The 22,684-nt window shown below is 64.7% G+C and carries 20 protein-coding genes; 10 read left to right on the forward strand and 10 right to left on the reverse strand.

Features of this window, described 5'->3' with window-relative positions:
* Nucleotides 1-98 precede the first annotated feature (98 nt).
* From ACYZGB_RS13440 to ACYZGB_RS13450, 3 genes are all read right to left on the reverse strand, one after another.
* Entirely contained in the window at nt 99-1,811 is a 1,713-nt protein-coding gene (locus tag ACYZGB_RS13440) for an NAD+ synthase (protein ID WP_462388897.1), read from the reverse strand.
* A 143-nt stretch (nt 1,812-1,954) separates the two neighbouring features.
* Complete coding sequence (gene pncB / locus ACYZGB_RS13445; protein ID WP_462388899.1) at nt 1,955-3,151, reverse strand: nicotinate phosphoribosyltransferase; 1,197 nt, start codon at nt 3,149-3,151, stop codon at nt 1,955-1,957.
* Nucleotides 3,152-3,196: 45 nt separating this feature from the next.
* The gene (locus ACYZGB_RS13450; protein ID WP_462388901.1) at nt 3,197-4,039 is read right to left on the reverse strand and encodes a cysteine hydrolase family protein; all 843 of its coding nucleotides are present in this window, start codon (nt 4,037-4,039) and stop codon (nt 3,197-3,199) included.
* A 176-nt stretch (nt 4,040-4,215) separates the two neighbouring features.
* Here ACYZGB_RS13450 and ACYZGB_RS13455 point away from each other — a divergent pair, with 176 nt between their 5' ends.
* Together ACYZGB_RS13455 and ACYZGB_RS13460 are read left to right on the forward strand one after the other, a co-directional pair.
* Nucleotides 4,216-4,893 carry an NUDIX hydrolase gene (locus tag ACYZGB_RS13455; RefSeq protein ID WP_462388902.1) on the forward strand — a complete coding sequence of 226 codons (678 nt, stop codon included), beginning with the start codon at nt 4,216-4,218 and terminating at the stop codon, nt 4,891-4,893.
* Nucleotides 4,894-5,165: 272 nt separating this feature from the next.
* On the forward strand, nt 5,166-6,407 hold the full coding sequence (locus ACYZGB_RS13460; RefSeq protein ID WP_462388903.1) for a diguanylate cyclase: 1,242 nt from the start codon (nt 5,166-5,168) through the stop codon (nt 6,405-6,407).
* Nucleotides 6,408-6,426: 19 nt separating this feature from the next.
* Here the strand turns inward: ACYZGB_RS13460 and ACYZGB_RS13465 are convergent, their stop codons facing one another.
* Both ACYZGB_RS13465 and metK read right to left on the reverse strand, forming a co-directional pair.
* A complete protein-coding gene (locus tag ACYZGB_RS13465; RefSeq protein WP_462388905.1) occupies nt 6,427-6,882 on the reverse strand; it encodes a hemerythrin domain-containing protein in 456 nt (151 codons plus the stop codon).
* Nucleotides 6,883-7,272: 390 nt separating this feature from the next.
* The gene (gene metK / locus ACYZGB_RS13470; protein ID WP_462388907.1) at nt 7,273-8,454 is read right to left on the reverse strand and encodes a methionine adenosyltransferase; all 1,182 of its coding nucleotides are present in this window, start codon (nt 8,452-8,454) and stop codon (nt 7,273-7,275) included.
* A gap of 132 nt (nt 8,455-8,586) precedes the next feature.
* On the opposite strand from metK, the gene ACYZGB_RS13475 reads away from it, so the two are divergent.
* Together ACYZGB_RS13475 and ACYZGB_RS13480 are read left to right on the forward strand one after the other, a co-directional pair.
* Nucleotides 8,587-9,450, forward strand: a complete 864-nt coding sequence (locus ACYZGB_RS13475; protein WP_462388908.1) for a lysophospholipid acyltransferase family protein — start codon at nt 8,587-8,589, stop codon at nt 9,448-9,450.
* Nucleotides 9,447-10,313, forward strand: coding sequence for a lysophospholipid acyltransferase family protein (locus ACYZGB_RS13480; RefSeq protein WP_462388909.1), 867 nt, complete (start codon nt 9,447-9,449; stop codon nt 10,311-10,313). Before ACYZGB_RS13475 ends, ACYZGB_RS13480 begins: the two co-directional genes overlap by 4 nt.
* Before the next feature lie 106 nt (nt 10,314-10,419).
* Here the strand turns inward: ACYZGB_RS13480 and ACYZGB_RS13485 are convergent, their stop codons facing one another.
* Both ACYZGB_RS13485 and yihA read right to left on the reverse strand, forming a co-directional pair.
* Nucleotides 10,420-11,328: an alpha/beta fold hydrolase gene (locus ACYZGB_RS13485; RefSeq protein WP_462388910.1), complete on the reverse strand. Its 909-nt coding sequence runs from the start codon at nt 11,326-11,328 to the stop codon at nt 10,420-10,422.
* A gap of 49 nt (nt 11,329-11,377) precedes the next feature.
* Nucleotides 11,378-12,139 carry a ribosome biogenesis GTP-binding protein YihA/YsxC gene (gene yihA / locus ACYZGB_RS13490; RefSeq protein ID WP_462388911.1) on the reverse strand — a complete coding sequence of 254 codons (762 nt, stop codon included), beginning with the start codon at nt 12,137-12,139 and terminating at the stop codon, nt 11,378-11,380.
* A 72-nt stretch (nt 12,140-12,211) separates the two neighbouring features.
* Between yihA and ACYZGB_RS13495 the strand changes: the two genes are divergently transcribed.
* The 5 genes from ACYZGB_RS13495 (at nt 12,212) to ACYZGB_RS13515 (ending at nt 18,392) form a co-directional block, all read left to right on the forward strand.
* Entirely contained in the window at nt 12,212-12,841 is a 630-nt protein-coding gene (locus tag ACYZGB_RS13495; protein ID WP_462388913.1) for a c-type cytochrome, read from the forward strand.
* A 147-nt stretch (nt 12,842-12,988) separates the two neighbouring features.
* A complete protein-coding gene (locus tag ACYZGB_RS13500; protein ID WP_462388915.1) occupies nt 12,989-15,142 on the forward strand; it encodes a cytochrome c biogenesis protein ResB in 2,154 nt (717 codons plus the stop codon).
* Nucleotides 15,139-16,488, forward strand: a complete 1,350-nt coding sequence (gene ccsB, locus ACYZGB_RS13505; RefSeq protein WP_462388917.1) for a c-type cytochrome biogenesis protein CcsB — start codon at nt 15,139-15,141, stop codon at nt 16,486-16,488. Before ACYZGB_RS13500 ends, ccsB begins: the two co-directional genes overlap by 4 nt.
* Nucleotides 16,489-16,641: 153 nt before the next feature.
* Complete coding sequence (gene msrP, locus ACYZGB_RS13510; RefSeq protein WP_462388918.1) at nt 16,642-17,646, forward strand: protein-methionine-sulfoxide reductase catalytic subunit MsrP; 1,005 nt, start codon at nt 16,642-16,644, stop codon at nt 17,644-17,646.
* 92 nt (nt 17,647-17,738) lie between these two features.
* A complete protein-coding gene (locus ACYZGB_RS13515; RefSeq protein ID WP_462388920.1) occupies nt 17,739-18,392 on the forward strand; it encodes a protein-methionine-sulfoxide reductase heme-binding subunit MsrQ in 654 nt (217 codons plus the stop codon).
* Nucleotides 18,393-18,480: 88 nt separating this feature from the next.
* Here ACYZGB_RS13515 and ACYZGB_RS13520 read toward each other — a convergent pair whose 3' ends face one another.
* Together ACYZGB_RS13520 and lptM are read right to left on the reverse strand one after the other, a co-directional pair.
* Complete coding sequence (locus ACYZGB_RS13520) at nt 18,481-19,308, reverse strand: oxygen-binding di-iron domain-containing protein (RefSeq protein ID WP_462388921.1); 828 nt, start codon at nt 19,306-19,308, stop codon at nt 18,481-18,483.
* A gap of 116 nt (nt 19,309-19,424) precedes the next feature.
* Nucleotides 19,425-19,631 (reverse strand): LPS translocon maturation chaperone LptM, encoded by a 207-nt coding sequence (gene lptM, locus ACYZGB_RS13525; protein ID WP_252659274.1) that lies wholly within the window; start codon nt 19,629-19,631, stop codon nt 19,425-19,427.
* 12 nt (nt 19,632-19,643) lie between these two features.
* On the opposite strand from lptM, the gene cyaY reads away from it, so the two are divergent.
* Nucleotides 19,644-19,976 (forward strand): iron donor protein CyaY, encoded by a 333-nt coding sequence (cyaY, locus tag ACYZGB_RS13530; RefSeq protein WP_462388923.1) that lies wholly within the window; start codon nt 19,644-19,646, stop codon nt 19,974-19,976.
* A gap of 143 nt (nt 19,977-20,119) precedes the next feature.
* Here cyaY and ACYZGB_RS13535 read toward each other — a convergent pair whose 3' ends face one another.
* The gene (locus ACYZGB_RS13535; protein ID WP_462388924.1) at nt 20,120-22,516 is read right to left on the reverse strand and encodes a penicillin-binding protein 1A; all 2,397 of its coding nucleotides are present in this window, start codon (nt 22,514-22,516) and stop codon (nt 20,120-20,122) included.
* Between the last annotated feature and the right edge of the window lie 168 nt (nt 22,517-22,684).

The raw sequence follows: 22,684 nt of genomic DNA on the forward strand, positions 1-22,684 counted from the left end.
GGGTCTCCGAAATTTTGAGGTTTTTTGGCCGCTTGCGCGCGTCCATCATGCCCAAGTAGCTATTGTTTTTATAGTAATTCTACCGAAGGGCCCACGGCTCACACATACCGCGCAGCGATGGGCATCTGGCGCCCGCTGCCGAACGCCCGGGGCCGCACCCGCAGGATGGGCGGGGCCTGGCGGCGTTTGTACTCGTTGCGCGCCACCATCATGCGCACGCGCTGCACCAGGGCACGCCCGGCGTCGTCGGCCTGCAGTTGGGCCACAAAGGCCTGCGCGGCCAGGTGTTCGGCGGGCGACAGGCGCTCGCCCTCGAGGAGCAGCTTGAGCACTTCGTCCAGCACGGGGTAGGGCGGCAGGCTGTCCACGTCGCGCTGGCCGGGGGCCAGTTCGGCAGAGGGTTCCTTGTCGATGATGGCCTGCGGGATCAGCTCGCGCCCCGCTTGTTCGTTGACATGGCGCGACAGGGCAAACACCTCGGTCTTGTACAAGTCGCCAATCAAGCCCAGCCCGCCGTTGGTGTCGCCATACAGCGTGCAGTAGCCCACCGAGATCTCGCTCTTGTTGCCCGTGGTGAGCAGCAGGTGGCCAAAGGCGTTGGAGTACTCCATCAGCACTGTGCCCCGGATGCGCGCCTGCAGGTTTTCGAGCGGCAGGCCCGCCAGCGCCTGGCCGAAGCTGGCTTCGTATTGCCGCGCATAGCCCGCCACCAGGTCGGCAATCGGGTGGGTCAGCAGTTTGACGCCCAGGTTTTGGCACAGCGCCACCGAGTCATCGACCGAGCCGCTGCTGGAGTAGCGCGAAGGCATGGTGATGCCCACCACGTTTTCGGGCCCCAGCGCCTGCGCGGCGAGGGCCAGCGTGAGCGCGCTGTCGATGCCGCCCGAGCTGCCCACCATCACCTGCCGGAAGCCGCAGCGGCGCGCGTAGTCCTTGAGGCCCAGCAGGATCTGCTGGCGGTAGAACTCCATGGTGGGCAGGCCCTCTGCAGGTACCGGTACCGGTACCGGTGCCGGGGCCCGGCCCTCGGCCGTGAGGAAGTGGCCGTTGTCGAACTGCAGCGTGCGCAGGTCCTCCACAAAACGTGGCGCCTCGAACACGACGCCCGCAGAGGGTTCGGCCGCAAACGATGCGCCGTCGTACACCACCTGGTCGTGTCCGCCGACCTGGTTCACGTACAGGATGGGCAGGCCATGGCGGCGCGACGCGCCGCCAAAGATCTGGTGGCGCTGCTCGCGCTTGCCCACATGGCTGGGGCTGGCGTTGATGCTGATCACCAGGTCCGGCGCGGCGTCGCGCAGGCGCTCGAAGGGGTTGGTGGCGTAGTCGGCGCCGTGGTCGTTCCAGCCGTCCTCGCACACCAGCAGTCCCACCTGCGTGCCACCAATGCGCAGCACCTTGGCCACGTCGGGGCCGGGTTCGAAGTGGCGGCGCTCGTCGAAGATGTTGTAGGTGGGCAGCAGCTGCTTGGCGTACTGCAGGCGCACGGCGCCGCCCTGCAGCACCAGCAGGCTGTTGTGCAGGCGCTTGCCGGGGCCCGTGGCGGGTGTGGGGGCGCCCATCACCCAGTGCAGCGCGGGCAGCTCGGCCGACGCCTGCTGCAGCGCGGCCAGGCCGTCCTGCACGCGCTGCAGGAAGGGCGGCTCGTCCAGCATGTCGCCGGGGTAGTAGCCACACAGCGCGAGTTCGCTGAAAACGACGATATCGGACCGGTCGGCCGCAGCCTGGCGGGCAGCGGCCACCATGCGAGTGACATTGCCTTCGATGTCGCCAACGGTGAAATTCAATTGGGCGATGGTGATACGGAGCATAGTGTCATTCATCCTAAGGTTCGATTTCATCGGTGGCCGCCGACACTGGCGCTGCCTATGCCAGGGACGCCGAGCAAGGGCCGCCCCGCAGTGAGGGCGTCGTCCCCCTGGGGGGAAGGCGCGAAGCGACTCAGGGTGGCTTCTTATGCAACGTTGAAGACTTGGCGGAGGTAGGCTAAGTAGGTTTCATCGTCGCACAGCGTCTTGCCCGGCGTGTCCGACAGCTTCGCCACCGCCTGGCCGTTGGCGCGGGTGAGTTTCATCACGATGTTGAGCGGTTTCATCTCCGGCGCATCCCCCATGTCGTTAGTGAGGTGGGTGCCGATGCCAAAACCCAGCTGCGTGCGGTCGCCAAAATGCCGGTACAGCGCCAGCGCCTTGGTGAGCGTGAGGCCGTCGGAGAACACCAGCCGCTTGGTGTGCGCGTCAATGCGCAGCTTCGCATAGTGCGCCAGCGCCTTTTCGCCCCAGGCCACCGGGTCGCCCGAGTCGTGCCGCAGGCCGTCAAACAGCTTGGCGAAGTACAGGTCAAAGTCGGCCAGGAAGGCATCCATGCCCACGGTGTCGGTCAGCGCAATGCCCAGGTCGCCCCGGTACTCCTGCACCCAGTCTTCGAGCGCCGCCTTCTGGAAGTCGCGCAGCCGCACGCCCAGCGCCTGGTAGCTTTGCAGGTATTCGTGCGCCATGGTGCCGATGGGCACCAGGCCCAGGTCGCGCGCCAGCAGCACGTTGCTGGTGCCCTTGAACCACTGCGGCGCCTGCGTGGCAAAGATCTGCACCACCTCGCGCTGCCAGGCGCCGCTGTAGCGGCGGCGCAGGCCGAAGTCGAACAGCTCGAAGGGATGGCGCAACGTGGCCTGCCGGGCCAGGTCCTGCAGCTGCTGCACCTTGACCGCCAGGCGCTCGCGGCCGCTGGTGAGGGCGAGGGTCGCATCGAAGCGGCGAAAGTACAGCTCGTTGACGATGGCCAGCACGAAGATCTCGAAGCCCATCACATGCACCTGCGGGCCGCGCGCCACGATGTGGAGCGTGTCGCCCTCGGCCCGCGCTTCAATGAAGCTGCGCTGGAACTGGAAGATGCGCAGAAAGTCGATGAAATCGCTTTTGATGAAGCGCAGCCCGGACAGGTAGCTGAGTTCGTCTGCCGTGAAGCGCAGGCTGCACAGGTGGTCGAGCGCGGCATTCACCTCGGGCAGCAATTCGGGCAGCGGGTACAGGGGCTGGTTGCGACAGACGAAGCGGTACTCGCTCTGCGTCTGTGGATGGCGGTGCAGCAGGGCCTGCCACATGGTGAACTTGTAGAGGTCGGTGTCGAGCAGACTGGTGATGACGGGTTGCATGATTTGCTCCTGAACTTATAGCTATCAGGGGAAGATGGTCAGGCGCTAGAGGCCAATTTCATTCATATTTTTCAGCTGCACGCCTGCCGCGTGCATCGCATCCATGAACGCCTGGTGCTGTGCCTCGAAGCCACCCACGGGGCTCATGCCATCGGTCAGCAGCACGATGCGGCTTGTGTGCCAGCCCGGCACCAGGCGTGGCAGGTGCTGCACGATGTGCTCGGTGGTCGAGCGCACGCAGTGGCTGCTGGCCTCGCCTGCAATCAGCAGCCGATCAGCCTGGCCCAGCGACTGCAGCAGGGCGGTGTTGAGCGCGGTGCTGGCGTCGTCCGCGTCGGGCACCTCGGCCTCTATGGCGCTGTAGTGTTCCGTCCAGGGGTTGGTGCCCTTGAACACATTGCGCACGGCACGCTGGCGCAGCAACTGCCAGTCGCCGCAGGCTGCCAGCACATCGGCGTGCACGCCGTGGCCCCAGCTGCCGACCTCGCAGTGCACGGGCCAGACCATGAGGCTGTAGCGGCCCTGGGCTTCGAGCGTGTCCAGGTACGCCAGCGTGCGCGGCAGGGCGGTGGCATCGCGCGGTGCAAAGTCTCCTGCGCGCACCTGGGCGGCGGTGATGGGGGTGAAGGGCGCCACCGCACCGCCGCCTGCCTGTTGCCAGAAGCCGGGGTGGGCGATGTCGAAGCGCTGGTGCGAGTCGAGCGTGACCGTGATGGCGTCGAGCTGACCGGCCTGGGCCCGGATGAAGGCCGCCAGGCGCAGCATGTCGGCATGGGCGCCCGCCACGGGCAGGCTGGGCGCGCTGCCTGCGGGGCAGCGGGTGGCGGGCAGGTCGCAGAAATCGTTTTGGGGGTCGATCACCAGAAGCTGGGTGGTGCGTGTGGCCATGGTCTTTCTCCTTCGCTGTGGGGGCAGTGTAGTTTTGTTAGGTTAAATTCGCAACTAAGTAGTTTGCAAGCGGATGTTTCGGGGCTGCAGGGCGTCCGTAGTCTCGGAATGCTTTGCCGCAATCTGTCCTGGTGGTAGCCTTGTTCGTTCAACTTTGCAATGAACTACCTCACCGCATGACCACCGACAGCATTCCCGCCGTGATCTGCACCGTGGACTTGGTGCTGCTGACCCTGGAGCAGGCCACGCTGAAGGTGGCCCTGGTGCGCCGCGAGCACGAGCCTTTTGCCCAGGCCCTGGCGCTGCCCGGCGGTTACATCCATGCCCAGGACGATGTGGACGCCCAGGCCAGCGCCGTGCGGGTGCTGCGTGACAAGGCTGGGCTGGAAAGCCCTTACCTGGAGCAACTGGCCACCTTCACGGGGGCGGTGCGCGACCCGCGTGGCTGGTCGGTGGCCGTGGCCTATTGCGCCCTGGTGCCTTCTGCCGTGCTGGCGCAGGCTGCGGGGCGGGTGGAGCTGGTGGCAGTGGATGCGCTGCCGCCGCTGCCCTTTGACCACCGCCAGATCATTGACACCGCCGTGTTGCGCGTGCGCAGCAAGAGCCAGTATTCGTCGCTGCCCGTGCACCTGTGCGCCGAGCCCTTCACGCTGCCGCAGCTGCAGGCGGTGTACGAGGCCGTGCTGGGCGAGCCGGTCAACAAGGTGAGCTTTCGCCGCAAGATGGACGAGCTGGACATGCTGGAGCCCGTGGTGGGCGCTCTGCAGACCGGGGGCGCACACCGCCCCGCGCAGCTGTACCGGGTGCGCCCGGCCTACCGGCGGACTTTGTCGCTGAGCGCCCGGGGTTTGTAGCGCGGATCACACAACCCCTCTGGCGTCGTTGCTGCGTCTTGTCGTACTACCCGTACTGCCTGTGACGCGGCGCCTGGCCAGAACTTACTGCGCTGGGTTGTGTAATCTGCCCTTGGCTCCGGCCCCCGTGGTGCACAAAGCATTGGACCGCCGCGCGCAAATCTGGCACAAACGCAAACTTTGTGTCCCACGAACAATGGTTGCGCGCAGTCGGGCTCTCCGGCGCCAGTGCCACCAAACCGCCGGCTGCCCGCCGGACCTGAGGGAGATCCATGTCTTTGCGGCTCAAATTCAATCTGGTGCTGGCGGCGGTGTTGCTGCTGGCGGTGCTGGGCGCGGGCGCCTATGTGCACCGCTTTCTGCAGCAGGTGGCCATCGAAGAGGTGCAGCACAAATCGCAGATCATGATGCATGCCGCCATGGCCATCCGCGACTACACCACTGAGCTGGTCAAGCCGCACCTGGACGTGACCCTGGCCGAAAAATTTCTGCCGCAGACCGTACCGGCCTACGCAGCGACGGAGACGCTGCGCCGCCTGCAAAGCCGCTTCCCGGGCTACGAATACAAGGAGGCGGTGCTCAACCCCACCAACCTGCGCGACCGGGCCAATGACTGGGAGGAGCGCATCATCAGCGACTTCCGTGAAGGCCGGACCGACCTGAAGAAAGAGGTGACCGGTGAGGTGGGCGAGGGCATGCACCGCGCAATGTACGTGGCCCGGCCCATCACCATCAAGCAGGCCCAGTGCATGGCCTGCCACAGCACACCGGCCGTGGCGCCGCCCACCATGCTCAAGGTCTATGGCGACAAGAACGGCTTTGGCTGGGGCATAAACGAGACGGTGGGCATCCAGGTGGTGAAGGTGCCCATGTACTTCCCGCTGGAGAAGGCGCGCCAGACCTTCAACACCGTGATGGCGGCGCTGGTGACCAGCTTTGCGCTGTTGTTTGTGGTGCTCAACCTCTCGCTGTCGTCGCTGGTGATCGAGCCGATGGCGCGGCTCAATGCGAAGCTGGAAGACCTGGCGACCAAGGACTTCCTGACCGACTTGGTCAACCGCCGCCGCTTCTTCGAGCGGCTAGAGGCCGGCATGGCAGAGACCCGGGTCAAGAAGAGCCAGCTGTCGGTGGTGATGTTCGACATCGACTTCTTCAAGCGCATCAACGACACTTTCGGGCACGATTCGGGCGATGTGGTGCTCAAGCACACGGCCCTGCGCGTGCGCGAGCTGCTGCGTTCGTCAGACTGCGCGGCCCGCTTTGGCGGTGAGGAGTTCATCATCCTGCTCAAGGAAACCCCTGTGGATGCCGCCATGGCCGTGGCCGAGGCCGTACGGGCCCGCATCGCGGGCGCGCCGTTCGAAGCCGTGGGCCATGTAAGCGCTAGCTTCGGCGTAGCTACCTGGGACCATAAGGAAGACAGCCATGCGCTCATCAAGCGCGCGGACACAGCGCTGTACAAGGCCAAGTCCAGCGGTCGCAACTGCGTGGTGCAAGCGGAAGAGGCGGTCTGAGCTTTCGAGAGGAAAGCCGTCAGGCCGGGGCGGCTTTGGCGTCCTCGTAGTCATCCCGGTAGCTCGCCGCCAATGCGGTTTTCTGCTTTTCTGTCAGCAGCTTGCCCACCATCTGGAAGAAGCGGTGTTCTTCCTCCTGCAGATGGTGTTCCACCTTGTCGGTCAGCTTCTTGGCCAGCGGTAACCAGGCGGGGCTGGAGAGCTCGGTTTCTTCGAGTGACTCCACCAGTTCGTCGATCTCGTGGTGCTCCGCGATCGCGTGGCGCGACACGTCGATGCCTGCGTCGTGTGCCATCAGCGGCACATAAAAATGGCGGTCCTCGGCCAGCGCGTGGGCGGCCAGTTCGGTCTTGAGTTCGTCAAACAGCGCGCGCCGCTCGGGGCTGTCTCCGCTGGTGTCGGTGAGCGCGGTGGACAGCGCGCGCTGGCGTTCGTGGCTTTCGCGCAAGGCTTCAAAGATCGTGGTGTCGGGCATGGTGGGTTGTCCGTATCTGCTCTGTGGGCTGTTGCGCCGCGCGGGCTGCGACAGGGCGAGCAGAAACAATACGGACTGGCCGCCGGCGCCGCCGTCAGCAGCGGCTGGGCGTGGGTGTAGGAGAGTGCCGCACAGGGGGCGCGCGGCAAAAAGAAAAAGGCCGCAACGCGCGGGGCGTTGCGGCCTTTTTAGTTCTTGGGTCTGCGTTCACATCGCTTGCGCGATATGAACTGCGCCCGAAGACCGAAAACCGCGCTATCGCGCGGCGGGCTTTAAAGCCCGGCTGCAGCGCGAAGCGCAGCAGCTTTATCGGTCTTCTGGCCTACGCTCACATCGCTGCGCGATATGAGCTTCGTCCACGTACGGAAAGCCGCGCGATGCGCGGAGGGCTTACAGCCCTGCTGCCGCACGCAGTGCGGCAGCCTTGTCCGTACGTTCCCAGCTGAACTCGGGTTCTTCGCGGCCGAAGTGGCCGTAGGCGGCGGTCTTTTCGTAGATCGGGCGCAGCAGGTCCAGCATCTGGATGATGCCCTTGGGGCGCAGATCGAAATGTTCGCGCACCAGTGCGGCCAGACGGTCGTCCGGCACCACGCCCGTACCTTCGGTGTACACCGTGATGTTCATCGGCTCGGCCACACCAATGGCGTACGCCACCTGGATCTGGCACTGGCGTGCCAGGCCCGCAGCCACGATGTTCTTGGCTACGTAGCGGGCGGCGTAGGCGGCCGAGCGGTCCACCTTCGTTGGGTCCTTGCCGCTGAAGGCGCCGCCGCCGTGGGGGCAGGCACCGCCGTAGGTGTCCACGATGATCTTGCGGCCGGTGAGGCCACAGTCGCCCTGCGGGCCACCGATGACAAAGCGGCCGGTGGGGTTGATCAGGTAGCGCGTGTTCTGCAGCCATTCCTTGGGCAGCACGGGCTTGATGATCTCTTCGATGACGGCTTCAGTGAAGCTGGCCTTCATCTTGGTTTGCGTTTCGCTCTGGTCGGGGTGGTGCTGGGTGGAGAGCACCACGGTGTCGATGCTGTGGGGCTTGCCGTCCACGTAGCGCATCGTCACTTGGCTCTTGGCATCAGGGCGCAGGAAGGGCAGGCGGCCGTCCTTGCGCAGCTGGGCCTGGCGCTCCACCAGGCGGTGCGCGTAGTAGATGGGCGCGGGCATCAGTTCGGGCGTTTCGTCGCAGGCGTAGCCGAACATCAGACCCTGGTCGCCGGCGCCGGTGTTCAGGTGGTCGTCGCTCGCGTGGTCCACGCCCTGCGCGATGTCGTTGGACTGTTTGTCGTAGGCCACCAGCACGGCGCAGCCCTTGTAGTCGATGCCGTAGTCGGTGTTGTCGTAGCCGATGCGCTTGATGGTGTCGCGCGCTACCTGGATGTAGTCCACGTGGGCGTTGGTGGTGATCTCGCCCGCCAGCACCACCAGGCCGGTGTTGGTCAGCGTTTCGGCGGCGACGCGGCTGCGGGGGTCTTGCTTGAAGATGGCATCGAGAATCGCGTCCGAGATCTGGTCAGCCACCTTGTCGGGGTGGCCTTCGGAGACGGATTCCGAGGTAAAGAGAAAGTCGTTCGCCATTTGAATAAACTCCTGTGTTCCGGCATTTGGGGCGTTGCCCTCACCCCGAAGGAGATCTGGCGAACGCTTTAGCAGATTTTTTTAACGTCGCCCTGCAAGTTGCTCATTTAACTCAGCGACCCCTCTATTTTAATGCCAGTCGTCTTCCGATTCTTTTCCGCGTTTCCACTGTGGTTGCTGCATGCCATGGGTGCAGCAATGGGCTGGGTGGCGTTTTGTGCGTCGCCCACCTACCGGCGCCGCTTTCTCGCCAATTCGGCGCTGGCGGGCTATTCGTTTGGTGCTGTGCGGGCTGCGGTGGCCCATGCCGGGCGCATGGTGGCCGAGCTGCCGCGCCTGTGGCTGGGCGCCACGATGCCCTGCGCCATCACGGGCGAGGCCTGTGTAGAGCAGGCCTACGCTGTCGGGCGGGGCGTTGTGTTTTTGACCCCGCACCAGGGGTGTTTTGAGCTGTCGGCCCAGGCGGTCGCTCGGCGCTGGAGCGCCGAGCGGGGCCCCATCACCGTGCTGTACCGCCCCGCGCGCCAGGCTTGGCTGGCCAAGGTGATGGAAACCGCGCGCAACCGCCCCGGCATGCTGGCCGTGCCCACCACGCTGGCGGGTGTGCGCCAGATGATCAAGGCCCTGCGCCGGGGCGAGGCTGTGGGCCTGCTGCCCGACCAGGTGCCGCCCGAGGGGCAGGGGCAGTGGGCGCCGTTTTTTGGCCGCGATGCCTACACCATGACCCTGGCCGTGCGCCTGGCGCAGCAGACCGGTGCGGCCGTGGTGTTGGTGCGCTGCGAGCGCCTGTCCTGGGGACGGGGCTATTTCACGCATTTCGAACCCCTGGCGCAGCCGCTGTCCGACCAGATGGACGCGGCCGTGCTGCAGGTCAACCAGGCCATGGAACACCTGATTCGCCAATGCCCCGAGCAATATCTGTGGGGTTATGGCCGCTACAAGCAGCCGCGCGGGGATGCCGCACCGGCTGAATCTGCTGCCGGGGGTGCCGCATGACCGGCCGCCTGGGCGTGTGGTTCATGAGCGTGCTGGCGCTGCTGCCCCTGCCTGTGTTGCGCGGCATGGGCTGGGCGCTGGGGCAGGTGGCCTATGTGCTGGTGGTGCGGCGGCGCAAGGTGGCGCTGCGCAACCTGGCGCTGTGTTTCCCCGACTGGACCGAGGCGCGCCGCCGGGCCGTGGCGCGGGCCAACTTTGTGGCGTTCTGCCAGGCCTGGCTGGACCGCAGCTGGCTCTGGGCCGCGCCGCGTGCCGTGGTCGAGCAGCGCGTGCGCCTCACGGGCGCCGTGCACGAACTGGAGGGCGACACGCCCACCATCCTGTTCGCGCCGCATTTCTATGGCATGGACGCAGGCGGGCTGGCGCTGCCGCTGAACACCGGCCGCGCCTTCACCTCGATTTTTGCCACCCACCCGGACCCGGCGGTAGACGCCTGGTTCATGGCCGGGCGCCAGCGGTTTGGCGATGTGCGCATGCTCAACCGTGCCGACGGTGTCAAGCCCATCATCTCCAGCCTGCGCAAGGGCGGCCTGCTGTACCTGCTGCCCGACATGGACTATGGCCGCAACGACTCGGTGTTTGTGCCGTTCTACGGCGTGACGGCGGCCACCATCCCGTCGTTGTCGCGTTTTGCGCGGCTGGGGCGGGCCAAGGTGGTGGGTGTGTATTCGCGCATGACGCCCACGGGCTATGTGGCCGAGGTCTCGCCCGCCTGGGCTGATTACCCCACCGACGACGCCGAGGCCGACACTGTGCGCATGAACCGCGAGCTGCAGGCCGTGATCGACACCATGCCCGAGCAGTACTACTGGGTGCACAAGCGCTTCAAGACCCGGCCCGAGGGTGAGGACTCGGTGTACTGATCTCTGGCGGTGGGGCTCCGCCCAGGCGGTATGGCTTCGGCCCGTTGTGAGGCCTCAATTTCTTGGCAAAAATGGCCGCTTCCGCGCGTCCAGAAAGCCTTGGTAGCTATGCTTTTTGATGAAAAAAGCGCTGCAATTCCAGGGCCACGCGCTCCGGGTGTTCGTGCACGATCCAGTGCGAAGCGGCTTCTACCTGTTGCAGTTGCAGCTGCGGCACCCAGCCCGGCAGGCCATCAAGCAGCCCGGGTAGCAAGGCCGGGTCGTCCATGCCCCACAGCACCAGGGTGGGCACCTCCACCGTCAGCATCGATTCGGGCAGGGTGATGGCCTGCGCGCCGGGGTCGCCATCCCGTGGCGGGCGGATGGGGCTGGCGCGGTAGTAGTTGCATGCACCGGTCAGGCCTTGCTGCCACAGCGACCTGTACTGCGCGCGCACGCTGTCGGTGAGCCAGGCGGGCGCAATGCCCTGCGGGTCGTCGAAAAAGCCGAACAGGCGGCGGAAGTCGTTGTCTGCCAGCAGCGCCTCGGCATCCGGGCGGCACAGGAAGTGCATGTACTGGCTGCCCGCCTGCTGGGCCGGGTTGTGCGCCAGCTCGCGCACAAAGGCGCCGGGATGGGGGGAGTTGATGATCGCCAGGCGCTTCATCAGCTGCGGCTGCTGGTTGGCCAGGTTCCAGGCCACGGCACCGCCCCAGTCATGCGCCACCAGGCATTCCAGCGCGCCCCCGGGGCATTCGTGGGCGATCAGCGCGACCAGGTCCTGCACCAGGTGTTTGGCGCGGTAGGCATCCACCCCGGCCGGGCTGCTGGATGGGCCAAACCCGCGCAGGTAGGGCGCCACGCAGCGGTAGCCGCCGTTCTCGGGGCGGGAGAAATGCAGCAGCAGCTCGTCCCAGATGAAGGCCCCCTCGGGAAACCCATGCAGGAACAGCAGCACAGGGCGCCCCGCCACGCCGCTGGTGCGACAGTGCAGGGTGATGCCATGGGGAAGGGGAACGGCGTTTTGCTGGATCATGGCGCTATTGCTATTAATTAAATAGCTACTAGCGCATGATGGTCGCGCGCTAGAGGCTGTTTTTGTCTGAATTTTCAGGGGCGGTATCTGCCCCGGCAGGCGGTGCATCGGCATCGGCGGCTTCAGGCGCTGCCGCAGGGCGCACCGGGTGGGCCCACTGCCACAGCAGCTGGGCCACGTCGTCCACCCCTTGTTTCTTGAGGGCCGAGAACATCTTCACCTCGCCGCCGCCCGCGTGCAGTCGCGTAATCGACAGCACCTTGGCCTGTTCGGCGCGGGTGAGCTTGTCGGCCTTGGTCAGCACCACGAGGAACTTCAGGCCCTCTTCGACGCGGGGGCGCACGACTTCAAGCAGGGCTTCGTCCAGCTCCGTCAGGCCCAGGCGCGGGTCGCACAGCAGCACGATGCCGGTGAGGCTGGTGCGGCTGACCAGGTAGTTCACCATCACCTGCTGCCAGCGCACTTTGTCCGAGCGCGACACTGCGGCATAGCCGTAGCCGGGCAGGTCGGCCAGCACGGCGTCGGTCACGCCCTGTTTGCCCAGCGAGAACAGGTTGATGTGCTGCGTACGGCCGGGTTTTTTGGAGGCAAACGCCAGCTGCTTTTGCTGCGTGAGCGTGTTGATGCAGGTGGATTTGCCGGCGTTGGAACGGCCCACAAAGGCGATCTCGGGCACATCGATGGGCGGCAGGTGGTGCAGCTGCGCAGCCGTGGTCAGGAACCTGGCCGTGTGCATCCAGCCCATGGCGATCTTGGCGTCGGGTGCGGGCGGAAGGGAGCCAGCAGCTGGCGCGATAGAGGAAGTCGTCATGGGGAATTGGGATACAAGGAAGCCTCATTGTAGAATCGCGCGGTTTTGCGCACATAAACATACACCCTCGATATGAAGTTGCTCGCCTCCTTGCTGACGGCTGCCGCACTGGCAGCACCTGTTTTCTCGGCCTACGCGGCGGGCGACGCCCCCAAAGTGGCCAAGCCGGATCTCGTCAAGGGCGAGGCCAGCTTCACCGCAGTGTGCGCGGCCTGCCACAACGCCGACGGCAATTCGGCCATCGCGGCCAACCCCAAGCTGTCGCAGCAGCACCCTGAATACCTGGTCAAGCAATTGCAGGAATTCAAATCGGGCAAGCGCAACAACGCCGTCATGAAGGGCTTTGCGGCCGCTCTGTCGGACGACGACATGCGCAACATTTCCTACTGGGTGGCCTCCAAGCCTGCCAAGGCTGGTTTTGCGAAGGACAAGGACCTGGTGGCCCTGGGCGAGCGCATTTACCGCGGTGGCATTGCCGACCGCAACATCGCCGCCTGCGCAGGCTGCCACAGCCCCAACGGCGCAGGCATCCCGGCTCAATACCCCCGTCTGGCGGGCCAGCATGCCGACTACACGGTTTCGCAGCTGAACATGTTCCGCGATGGCTCGCGCGCCAACAGCATCCAGATGACCCAGGTGGCTGCCAAGCTCAACGACAAGGAAATCAAGGCCGTCTCGGACTACATCGCCGGTCTGCGCTGATTGATTTTCGTCAAACCGTGGCCCCTTGAGGTTTTTTGAACCGGGCCGCACGGAACCTACCGCCAATAACAACCCCAAAAAGGGCGGGTCCATCACACAGATGGCCCCGCCCTTTTTCTTTCGCGCTTCGCAGACACCGTTTTATCCATGTCCGACAACACCCAAGGCCTTCGCATCCAGTCTGGTTCCCAGGCCTGGCGCGCCGGGATCGAACTGCTGTCCTCCATGCGGTTTGCCATCTCGCTGCTGACGGTGATCTGCATTGCCTCGGTGATCGGCACGGTGCTCAAGCAGCATGAGCCCGCAGTCAACTACGTCAACCAGTTCGGGCCGTTCTGGGCCGAACTGTTTGGCGCCATCCAGCTCAACGCGGTGTACAGCGCCTGGTGGTTCCTGCTGATCCTGGCGTTTCTGGTGATCAGCACCTCGCTGTGCATCGCCCGCAACACGCCCAAGATTCTGGTGGACCTCAAGGCCTACAAGGAAAACATCCGCGAACAGAGCCTCAAGGCCTTCCACCACAAGGCGCAGGCCGACCTGCCCGAGGCGGCCGAGGCCGAGGCCCGCCGCATAGGCACCCTGCTGGCCGGTGGTGGCTGGAAGGTGCGCCTGCAGCAGCGCGACACCGCTGCGGGCCCTGGCACCGGCTGGATGGTGGCGGCCAAGGCGGGCGCGGCCAACAAGATCGGCTACATCGCGGCGCACAGCGCCATCGTGCTGGTGTGTGTGGGCGGCCTGCTGGACGGCGACCTCATCGTGCGCGCCCAGATGCTGCTGGGGGGCAAGACGCCCTACCAGGGCGGCGGTCTGATTGCCGATGTGAAGCCCGAGCACCGGTTGTCCGAGCGCAACCCCACCTTCCGGGGCAACCTGCTGGTGGCCGAGGGCACGCAGTCCAGCACCGCCATCCTGAACCAGTCCGACGGCGTGCTGCTGCAGGACCTGCCGTTCGCCATCGAACTCAAGAAATTCATCGTGGAGCACTACTCCACGGGCATGCCCAAGCTGTTCGCCAGCGAGATCGTGATCCACGACAAGGCCACGGGCGAGAAGATTCCGGCGCGTGTGGAGGTGAACCACCCGGCCAGCTACAAAGGCATCGAGATCTACCAGTCGAGCTTTGACGACGGCGGATCGCACCTCAAGCTGCGCGCCGCGCCCATGGTGGCGGGCGCCAAACCGTTTGATGTGGAAGGTGTGGTGGGCGGCTCTACCCAGCTCTCTAGCAAGGGGGGCGGTCCGGGCAGCGAGACGCTGACGCTGGAGTTCACGGCCCTGCGAACCATCAACGTCGAGAACTTTGGCGGCGCAGGCCCCGGTGGCAGCGGTGCCGATGTGCGCAAGGTGGACCTGCGCGAATCGGTGGAGTCGCGCCTGGGGGCCGCCAACAAGACCGTGACCAAAAAAGAGCTGCGCAACGTGGGCCCGAGCGTGAGCTACAAGCTGCGCGACGCTGCAGGCCAGGCGCGCGAGTTCCACAACTACATGCTGCCCGTGGACACGGGTGACGGCGTGCCGGTGTTTCTGCTGGGCGTGCGCGAGTCGCCTGCCGACCCCTTCCGCTACCTGCGCGTGCCTGCAGACGACAACGGCAGCATGGACGGTTTTCTGCGCATGAAGGCCCTGTTGGCAGACCCCGATGCGCGCGATCAGGCCGTGCGCCGCTATGTGACGCAGGCCATGGATTCGTCGCGACCCGAGCTAGCCGAGCAGCTGCGCCTCTCGGCATCCCGCGCTTTGGCGCTGTTTGCGGGCGAAGGCATGGTAGGTGGCAAGCCCACGGGCGGCCTGCAGGCGGTGTCGGACTTCATGGAGGCCAACGTGCCCGAGGCCGAGCGCGCGCGGGCGGGCGAGGTGCTGGTGCGCATCCTCAATGGCACGCTGTTCGAGCTGGCCCAGCTTGCGCGCAAGCAGGCGGGCCAGGCGCCGCTGCAGCACGATGACCGCACCCAGGGCTTCATGACGCAGGCCGTGCTCTCGCTGTCGGACGCGCAGATCTACCCCGCGCCGCTGGCGTTCGAACTCAAGGACTTCACCCAGGTGCAGGCCAGCGTGTTCCAGGTGGCCCGCGCCCCTGGCAAGAACATTGTCTATCTGGGCTGCGCCTTGCTGATCCTGGGCATTTTTGCCATGCTGTACGTGCGGGAGCGGCGCGTATGGGTGTGGGTGGCTCCCCAGGAAGGGCGTACCCACGCCACGATGGCGCTGTCCACCAACCGCAAGACGCTGGACAGTGACCAGGAGTTTGCACAGCTCGCACACAAACTGATCGGGGCCTCGCCCCGCGAAGGTACTGCATGAACACCGCGACCTCTTCTTCGAACACCACCACGATCACCCTGAACGAGGGCTTCTTTGCCCGTCGCAACTGGCTGGACTGGCTGTTTGCCGCCATCGTGACCGTGGGCGGTCTTTACGCGCTGCAGCGGTATGGCAGCTTCATGGACGGGTACGAAAAAGGCATCCTGCTCGGGACCATTCCCTGCACGATCTGGCTGTGCTGGTTCTGGCGCCCGCTGCGGGTGCTGCTGCTCATCGTGGCCGCCGTGGCCCTGATGGCGATCGGGTTGTACCAGCAGGACGGGGCGGGCAGCCTGGCCCGGGCCGACACGGTGTTCGGGCTCAAATACTTCCTCTCCAGCCAGTCCGCCATCCTGTGGATGAGCATGCTGTTTTTCATCAGCACCGCGTTCTACTGGATCGGCATGTTTTCGCGCGGCGAGGGGCGCACCATGAGCATGCTGGGCTCGCGCATTGCCTGGGTGGCCGTGGCCATGGCGCTCATTGGCACGCTGGTGCGCTGGTACGAAAGCTACCTCATCGGCCCGGACATCGGCCACATCCCGGTGAGCAATTTGTACGAGGTGTTCGTGCTGTTCTGCTGGATGACGGCGGCGTTCTACCTGTACTACGAAGAGCAGTACGACACGCGTGCCCTGGGCGGTTTTGTCATGCTGGTGGTGAGTGCCGCCGTGGGCTTCCTGCTCTGGTACACCGTGGTGCGCGAGGCGCATGAGATCCAGCCGCTGGTGCCTGCCCTCAAGAGCTGGTGGATGAAGCTGCATGTGCCCGCCAACTTCATCGGCTACGGCACCTTTGCGCTGGCCGCCATGGTGGCCTTTGCCTACCTGATCAAGCAGCAGGCCACCGAAACCCGCTGGTACAAGCTGGCGCCCCTGTGGCTGCTGGGCGTGGTGCTGTGTTTTGAGCCCATCGTGTTCCGCCAGGGCGCCACCGAGAACGGCGGCAGCTACTGGATGGTGTACTTCGGCATCTCCGCACTCATCGTCGCGGGCATCCTGCTGGGCCGCAAGCGCATCGCGGCGCGCCTGCCCTCGTTCGAGATCTTGGACGACGTGATGTACAAGTCCATCGCCGTGGGATTTGCGTTCTTCACCATTGCCACCGTGCTGGGCGCGCTGTGGGCGGCCGAGGCCTGGGGTGGCTACTGGAGCTGGGATCCGAAGGAGACCTGGGCGCTGATCGTCTGGCTCAACTACGCGGCCTGGCTGCACATGCGCCTGATGAAGGGGCTGCGCGGCACGGTGTCCGCCTGGTGGGCGCTGGTGGGGCTGGCGGTCACCACGTTCGCATTCCTGGGCGTGAACATGTTCCTGAGCGGCCTGCACAGCTACGGCACGTTGTGATGGGTTCAAGGGAGAGGGCCCGGTCGGGCATTGGCGCAGGCGGCGGCAACTATTGCGTCGTCGGTGTAACCTGCACAGTCCAGGGAACGAACTAGCAGTAGTGTTGCTCTACCGCTGCAGCTGTTTCCACCAGACCATGACCGGAGTCTCCCCATGCTGATCCCCCCGCGCGATTCGGGCTTCAACCACCCCCACCCCTCCGAAATCACGCCCCGCGCGGTCTACGAAGACCGCCGCCAGATGCTCAAGCTCATGGCGGGCGGCGCGGCAGGTGCCGCGATGGCGGCCTGGGCAGGCCGCGAGGCGCTGGCGCAGCAGGCGCAGGTGGTGCGGCCCAACAAGCTGGCTGCGCTGGCGGGTGCCAAGTCCACTGTGGCGGGCGCGGTCACGATGGAAAAGCTCACCGACTACAAAGACGCGAGCACCTACAACAACTTCTACGAATTCGGCACCGACAAGGCCGACCCGGCGCGCAATGCCCACACACTCAAGGCCAACCCCTGGACGGTGGAAGTGGAAGGGCTGGTCAAGAAGCCCGGCAAATACGGCATCGAAGACCTGATCAAGCTCAGCCCGCAGGAAGAGCGCATCTACCGGCTGCGCTGCGTTGAAGGCTGGTCCATGGTCATCCCCTGGGTGGGTTATTCGCTGGCCGAGCTGATCAAGCGCGTGGAGCCGCAGGGCAGCGCCAAGTATGTGGAATTTGTGACCCTGGCCGACAAGGCGACCATGCCTTTCGTCGGTTCGCGGGTGCTCGACTGGCCCTATGTGGAAGGCCTGCGCCTGGACGAGGCCATGCACCCGCTGACCCTGCTCGCGTTTGGCATGTATGGCGAGGTGCTGCCCAACCAGAACGGCGCACCCGTGCGCCTGGTGGTGCCCTGGAAGTACGGCTTCAAGAGCGCCAAGAGCATCGTCAAGATCCGCTTCGTCGAGAAGGAGCCGGGCACCGCCTGGAACAAGGCGGCCAAGCAGGAATATGGCTTCTACTCGAACGTGAACCCCGAGGTGGACCACCCGCGCTGGAGCCAGGCCACCGAGCGGCGCATTGGTGAAGACGGCCTGTTCGCCAAGAAGCGCAAGACTCTGATGTTCAACGGCTACGAAGCCCAGGTCGGCCAGCTCTATGCGGGCATGGACCTCAAGAAGTTCTACTGACCCCTGGCGACCGCCTGACCTTCTCTGGGCCCTGTCTTTTTGCCCGGCCTTCCGCGTGGGGGCTGCGGCTGCCAGGAAGGGTACCGATCCCCATGCGCAAACTTCTGCTCCATCCCGCCGCCAAACCGCTGGTGTTTGTGCTGTGCCTGCTGCCCCTGGTCTGGCTGGTGGTGGCCGCAGCCACCAACCAGCTGGGCGCCAACCCCGCAGAGGCCCTGATCCGCGCCACGGGCGACTGGACGCTGCGGGCGCTGTGCCTGGTGCTGGCCGTCACCCCACTGCGCGTGCTTTCGGCCACGCCGCAGCTGGCGCGGTTTCGGCGCATGCTGGGCCTGTTCGTGTTTTTTTATGGGGTGTTGCACCTGTTGAGCTATGCCTGGTTCGACATGGGTTTTGACCTGGCAGACATCCTGCGCGACATCGCCAAGCGGCCGTTCATCCTGGTCGGGTCGCTGGCACTGCTGCTGCTGGCGCTGCTGGCGGGCACCTCGTTCAACCGGGCCATCAAGGCGCTGGGGGGCAAGCGCTGGCAGGCGCTGCACCGCGCGGTCTACGCGGTGGCGGGTTTGGGCATCCTGCACTTCTTCTGGATGCGTGCCGGTAAGAACGATTTTGCGGAAGTGGCGCTGTACGCCGCCATCCTGGCGGTGCTGCTGGGCTGGCGTGCCTGGCACCGCTGGTACAGGCCGCAGCCTGGCCGGGCCGCCACCCAGCGCGGGCGTAGCACGCCGGCGGGCTTGCCTTAGCGTTGGGAGATAATTGCTATATATTTAATAGCAAACTTTACTTGCCTAATGCGCGGAGGCGGCCATTTTTCCTTGTGATGGCTCAGTTTTACGCATTGACGGCCCGCAGTGCCGGGCGCATCTGCCGGGTCACGGGGTCGATGTAGGCCGTGGGGATCTGGTAGGCCCGGTCATCAAACAGGTCAATGCCACACATCAGGTTCTCGATCCATTCAAAGAAGTCGTTGATGGCTTCTTTGCCCTTGATGGGGGCGCCGTGCTGCGGCACCAGCATGGAGATATCAAGCTGCCGCACCATGCGCACCCACAGGCGCAGGATCTTGTTGGACACCATGTATCGACGGTGGAAGCCCTCCATGCGCGGGATGTGCGCCTTGAGGTCGGTCACCGGCACACGGGCTTCGGCGCCCGACATCATCGACACGCCCAGGTCGCCCGTGAACAGGATGCGGCTGACCGGGTCGTAGAAGTGGAAGTTGCCTTCGGAATGCATGAAGTGCGCAGGCAGCAGCACCAGCTCGTGGCGGCCCAGGGGCAGGTGGCCACCGCCGTCGGGCACACCAATCACGCGGTTTTCTGTTTTTCCCACCTTGGTGAAGTGGGGTGCAAATCGCTCCCACACGCGCGAGATCACCAGGTTGGCCTTGGTGCTCGTCATCCAGCGGTCGAGCGAGGCAATGATGTCCGGATCGGCGTGCGAGGCGATCAGGTACGAGAGCTTGTGGGGCGGGAAATGTTTGGTCATTCCCATGAAGAGCTCGTTGAACGCGAGGTTGCCGCCCGGGTCGATGATGGCGCCCGTGTCGTCGTCAACGATCAAAAACTGGTTGGCTTGCACGGCTTGGCCGTCCTCCTCGATGAGGTCGGTGAACATCAGGCAAGCGTGATTTTTGTCGCGGTAGAGTTCCAGGGCCATGGCCATCCTGCGGTGCAATAAAGCGCAGACTGTACGAGTGCCCCTAGGGTTTGTGCTTGATCGAAATCAAGCGGTGCTGCATTGGTGCCCCATGGCGGGACGTTGTCCCAGCGGCGTCAGCGGGGGGTAGAGGCTGCGGCAGCAGGCGCCTGCGCTGCGCCCGCGCCGCTGCTGGGCGTGAGTGTTTCTGGCAGAGTGGCGCGCTGGCCCGCAGCAGGCCCCGTCGGCAGGTACAAGGGCCCCCGCTGTCCACAGCCAAGCAGGGCCGCCGCACTGGCAGCAAGGACAAGTGTCCTGACTAGAATTTGGGGAGCTTTCAACATGCGCAAATTGTAATGACCGACCTCGAATTCATGGACCACGCCGAACAACTGCTGCTTGCCGTCGAGCGCAGCTGTGATCGCATCAACGACACCACGGATGCCGATGTGGACGCCCAGAGGTCAGGCGGCATGGTGACACTGACCTTTCCCAACCGCAGCCAGATCGTCATCAACCTGCAAAAACCTCTGCACGAGGTCTGGCTGGCGGCTCGCTCGGGGGGCTACCACTACCGGTTTGACGGCAGCGCATGGCAGGACACAAAGGGGGCTGGAGAGTTTTTCGCGTGTCTGAGCCGCGATGCCACCCAGCAATCAGGGCTGCCTTTGCAGTTTGCTGCCCTTTAGACTGCCGCCCAGTCAAGCAATCGGCGCTTCGTTGTGCGCCGGGAGCGGGCTGGGCAAGCTCCCGCCCCCTGTTCTCCTTGCTCTGGCGGATGCGTGCCGCGTCCCACCGCATCCGTGCAGCGCTGTGTGCAAGCGTTGCTCCGCTAGTTGCGGAACAGGTCGAGGATGCGGCTGCGCTCTTCAGAAGGCGGTGGCGCCTGGGGTGTGACCGCCGGTGAAGTGGAGCGTTGGTCTTCCAGCCCCACACTCGACACGCCTGCACTGCGGGCGTACTCGTCATAGAACCACTCGCCACCCACATTGACCACCCCAGCAGGCACCGTGGGCTCCATCACGGGGACGCCCTTGAGTGCGCGCTCCATGAAGCTGATCCACACGGGCAAACTGAGTCCGCCCCCGGTTTCGCGGCTGCCCAGGTTGCGGGGCGTGTCGTAGCCGATCCAGGTGACGGCTGCGATGGTGGGCTGGTAGCCGGCAAACCAGGCGTCCACCGAGTCGTTGGTGGTGCCGGTCTTGCCGTACAGGTCGGGGCGTTTGAGGGTGGCTTGCGCACGGGCCGCCGTCCCGGAACGGGTGACTTCCTGCAGCAGACTGTTCATCAGAAAAGCGTTGCGGGCCTCGATGGCCCGAGGTTGTTCGCTGGTCACTGGCGGTGTGGTCTCGGAAATCACCCGGCCCTTGTGGTCCGTGACCTTGGTGATCAGCCAGGGGTTCACGCGATAGCCCCCATTGGCAAACACCGAGTAGGCGGCCGCCATCTGCAGCGGCGTGACGGAGCCTGCCCCTAGCGCCATGGTCAAGTAGGCAGGGTGCTTTTCAGGATCAAAGCCAAAACGTCCCACCCACTCCTGCGCCGTCTTGGGGCCTACGGCCTGCAGGATGCGGATCGAGATCATGTTCTTGGATTTGGCCAGGCCCGTGCGCATGCTCATGGGGCCGTCGTACTTGCCGTCGTAGTTCTTGGGCTCCCAGGGCTGGCCACCGGTCACACCGGCATCAAAGAACAGCGGCGCGTCGTTGATGACGGTGGCCGGAGTGAAGCCCTTTTCAAGTGCGGCAGAGTAGATGAACGGCTTGAAGCTGGAGCCCGGCTGGCGCCACGCCTGTGCGGCGTGGTTGAACTTGTTCTTGTCGAAGTCGAAGCCTCCCACCAGGGCGCGGATGGAGCCGTTGCGAGGGTCCAGGGCCACAAAGGCGCCTTCGACTTCAGGCAGTTGCGTGATCTCCGAGGCGCCTTTGGGCGTCTTGACCACGCGTATCACCGCACCCCGGCGGATCTTGATGTTGGGCGGGGCCTTGTCGCTCAGCCCTGACTGCGCGGGCTTGAGGCCATCTCCGGCGATCTCCAGTGTGTCGCCATTGGCACGCGCTGCAACGATTTTGCGCGGCGTTGCCTCCAGCACCACGGCCGAAAGCACGTCGCCATTGTCTGGGTGGTTGGCGAGGGCGTCATCAATCGCATCCTCGACTTCCTGTGGCGCCGTGGGCAAGGTCACGAACTTCTCGGGGCCCCGGTACTGCTGGCGTCGCTCATAGTCCATGATCCCTCTGCGCAAGGCGCTGTACGCGGCTTCCTGTTCCGCCGCATTCAGGGTGGTGTACACGTTCAGGCCGCGCGTGTAGGCTTCGTTGCCGTACTGCGTGAAGATCAGTTGGCGGGCCATTTCGGCCACGTACTCCGCATGCACTCGTGTGTTGTCGGGACCGGTGCGGATCTTCAGCTCTTCCTTCTTGGCGTCGGCCGCCTGTTGCGCGGTGATGAAGCCGTTCTCTTCCATCCGCTCAATGATGTACTGCTGGCGGACTCGGGCACGTTTGGGATTGCTGATGGGGTTGTAGGCCGACGGGGCCTTGGGCAATCCCGCCAACATCGCGGCTTCTGCAATGGACAGAGATTTCAGCGGTTTGCCAAAATAGGCCTCGGAGGCTGCGGCAAAACCATAAGCCCGATTGCCCAAGAAAATCTGATTCATGTAAATCTCAAGAATCTGATCTTTGGTCAGTAAGTGCTCCAGTTTGAATGTCAGTAAGATTTCGTAAATCTTGCGGGTAAATGTTTTTTCTGACGACAGATAAACATTGCGAGCCACCTGCATTGTGATAGTCGATGCCCCTTGGCTTTTCACACGGCCCAAATTGGCAAGGCCTGCGCGCACCACGCCTTTGTAGTCCACGCCGCCATGCTGGAAGAAGCGAGCATCCTCAATGGCCAGAACAGCATCCTTCATCACCTTCGGGATGTCTTCGATCGGCGTGAGGTTTCTGCGCTCCTCGCCAAACTCACCCAGCAAGGCCCCTTCAGCGGAGTAGACGCGCAACGGCAGCTTGGGCCGGTAGTCGGCCAGGTCTGAGATATCGGGAAGGTTGGGGTAGGCCACGGCGAGCGCCACCGCGATGACCAGCGCCAGTCCGACCGCCGCAGCCGTCGCCAACCCGGCCATCCACAGCGTGATGCGAAGAAGCCAGCGAAGCCAGGTGGAGCGGGGGCGGGCGGAGGATGTGTCCGACTTGTCGGACGACTTCGAGGGGGAGGGCGGCATATCGCTCCGAAAGGGTAAGGCCGCCCATTATAAAAATGTCTGTCCAGACTTCTCTGGAATCCTAAATACGGGCCATTCCGGTGCCGCCGAAAGGCACGTGATCCTTGTCGAACGGTATTGCCGAGCGCCGAAATTTCGTCTGCTTTTGGCAACGCTCCGCAGGCGTTA

The sequence above is a fragment of the Acidovorax sp. Q11 genome, from assembly GCF_054950075.1.

Coding starts and splice junctions, on each gene's coding strand:
- ACYZGB_RS13440 (WP_462388897.1), bottom strand. CDS start 1,811: ATGCTCCGTATCACCATCGCCCAATTGAATTTCACCGTTGGCGACATC.
- pncB (WP_462388899.1), bottom strand. CDS start 3,151: ATGCAACCCGTCATCACCAGTCTGCTCGACACCGACCTCTACAAGTTC.
- ACYZGB_RS13450 (WP_462388901.1), bottom strand. CDS start 4,039: ATGGCCACACGCACCACCCAGCTTCTGGTGATCGACCCCCAAAACGAT.
- ACYZGB_RS13455 (WP_462388902.1), top strand. CDS start 4,216: ATGACCACCGACAGCATTCCCGCCGTGATCTGCACCGTGGACTTGGTG.
- ACYZGB_RS13460 (WP_462388903.1), top strand. CDS start 5,166: ATGTCTTTGCGGCTCAAATTCAATCTGGTGCTGGCGGCGGTGTTGCTG.
- ACYZGB_RS13465 (WP_462388905.1), bottom strand. CDS start 6,882: ATGCCCGACACCACGATCTTTGAAGCCTTGCGCGAAAGCCACGAACGC.
- metK (WP_462388907.1), bottom strand. CDS start 8,454: ATGGCGAACGACTTTCTCTTTACCTCGGAATCCGTCTCCGAAGGCCAC.
- ACYZGB_RS13475 (WP_462388908.1), top strand. CDS start 8,587: ATGCCAGTCGTCTTCCGATTCTTTTCCGCGTTTCCACTGTGGTTGCTG.
- ACYZGB_RS13480 (WP_462388909.1), top strand. CDS start 9,447: ATGACCGGCCGCCTGGGCGTGTGGTTCATGAGCGTGCTGGCGCTGCTG.
- ACYZGB_RS13485 (WP_462388910.1), bottom strand. CDS start 11,328: ATGATCCAGCAAAACGCCGTTCCCCTTCCCCATGGCATCACCCTGCAC.
- yihA (WP_462388911.1), bottom strand. CDS start 12,139: ATGACGACTTCCTCTATCGCGCCAGCTGCTGGCTCCCTTCCGCCCGCA.
- ACYZGB_RS13495 (WP_462388913.1), top strand. CDS start 12,212: ATGAAGTTGCTCGCCTCCTTGCTGACGGCTGCCGCACTGGCAGCACCT.
- ACYZGB_RS13500 (WP_462388915.1), top strand. CDS start 12,989: ATGTCCGACAACACCCAAGGCCTTCGCATCCAGTCTGGTTCCCAGGCC.
- ccsB (WP_462388917.1), top strand. CDS start 15,139: ATGAACACCGCGACCTCTTCTTCGAACACCACCACGATCACCCTGAAC.
- msrP (WP_462388918.1), top strand. CDS start 16,642: ATGCTGATCCCCCCGCGCGATTCGGGCTTCAACCACCCCCACCCCTCC.
- ACYZGB_RS13515 (WP_462388920.1), top strand. CDS start 17,739: ATGCGCAAACTTCTGCTCCATCCCGCCGCCAAACCGCTGGTGTTTGTG.
- ACYZGB_RS13520 (WP_462388921.1), bottom strand. CDS start 19,308: ATGGCCCTGGAACTCTACCGCGACAAAAATCACGCTTGCCTGATGTTC.
- lptM (WP_252659274.1), bottom strand. CDS start 19,631: ATGTTGAAAGCTCCCCAAATTCTAGTCAGGACACTTGTCCTTGCTGCC.
- cyaY (WP_462388923.1), top strand. CDS start 19,644: ATGACCGACCTCGAATTCATGGACCACGCCGAACAACTGCTGCTTGCC.
- ACYZGB_RS13535 (WP_462388924.1), bottom strand. CDS start 22,516: ATGCCGCCCTCCCCCTCGAAGTCGTCCGACAAGTCGGACACATCCTCC.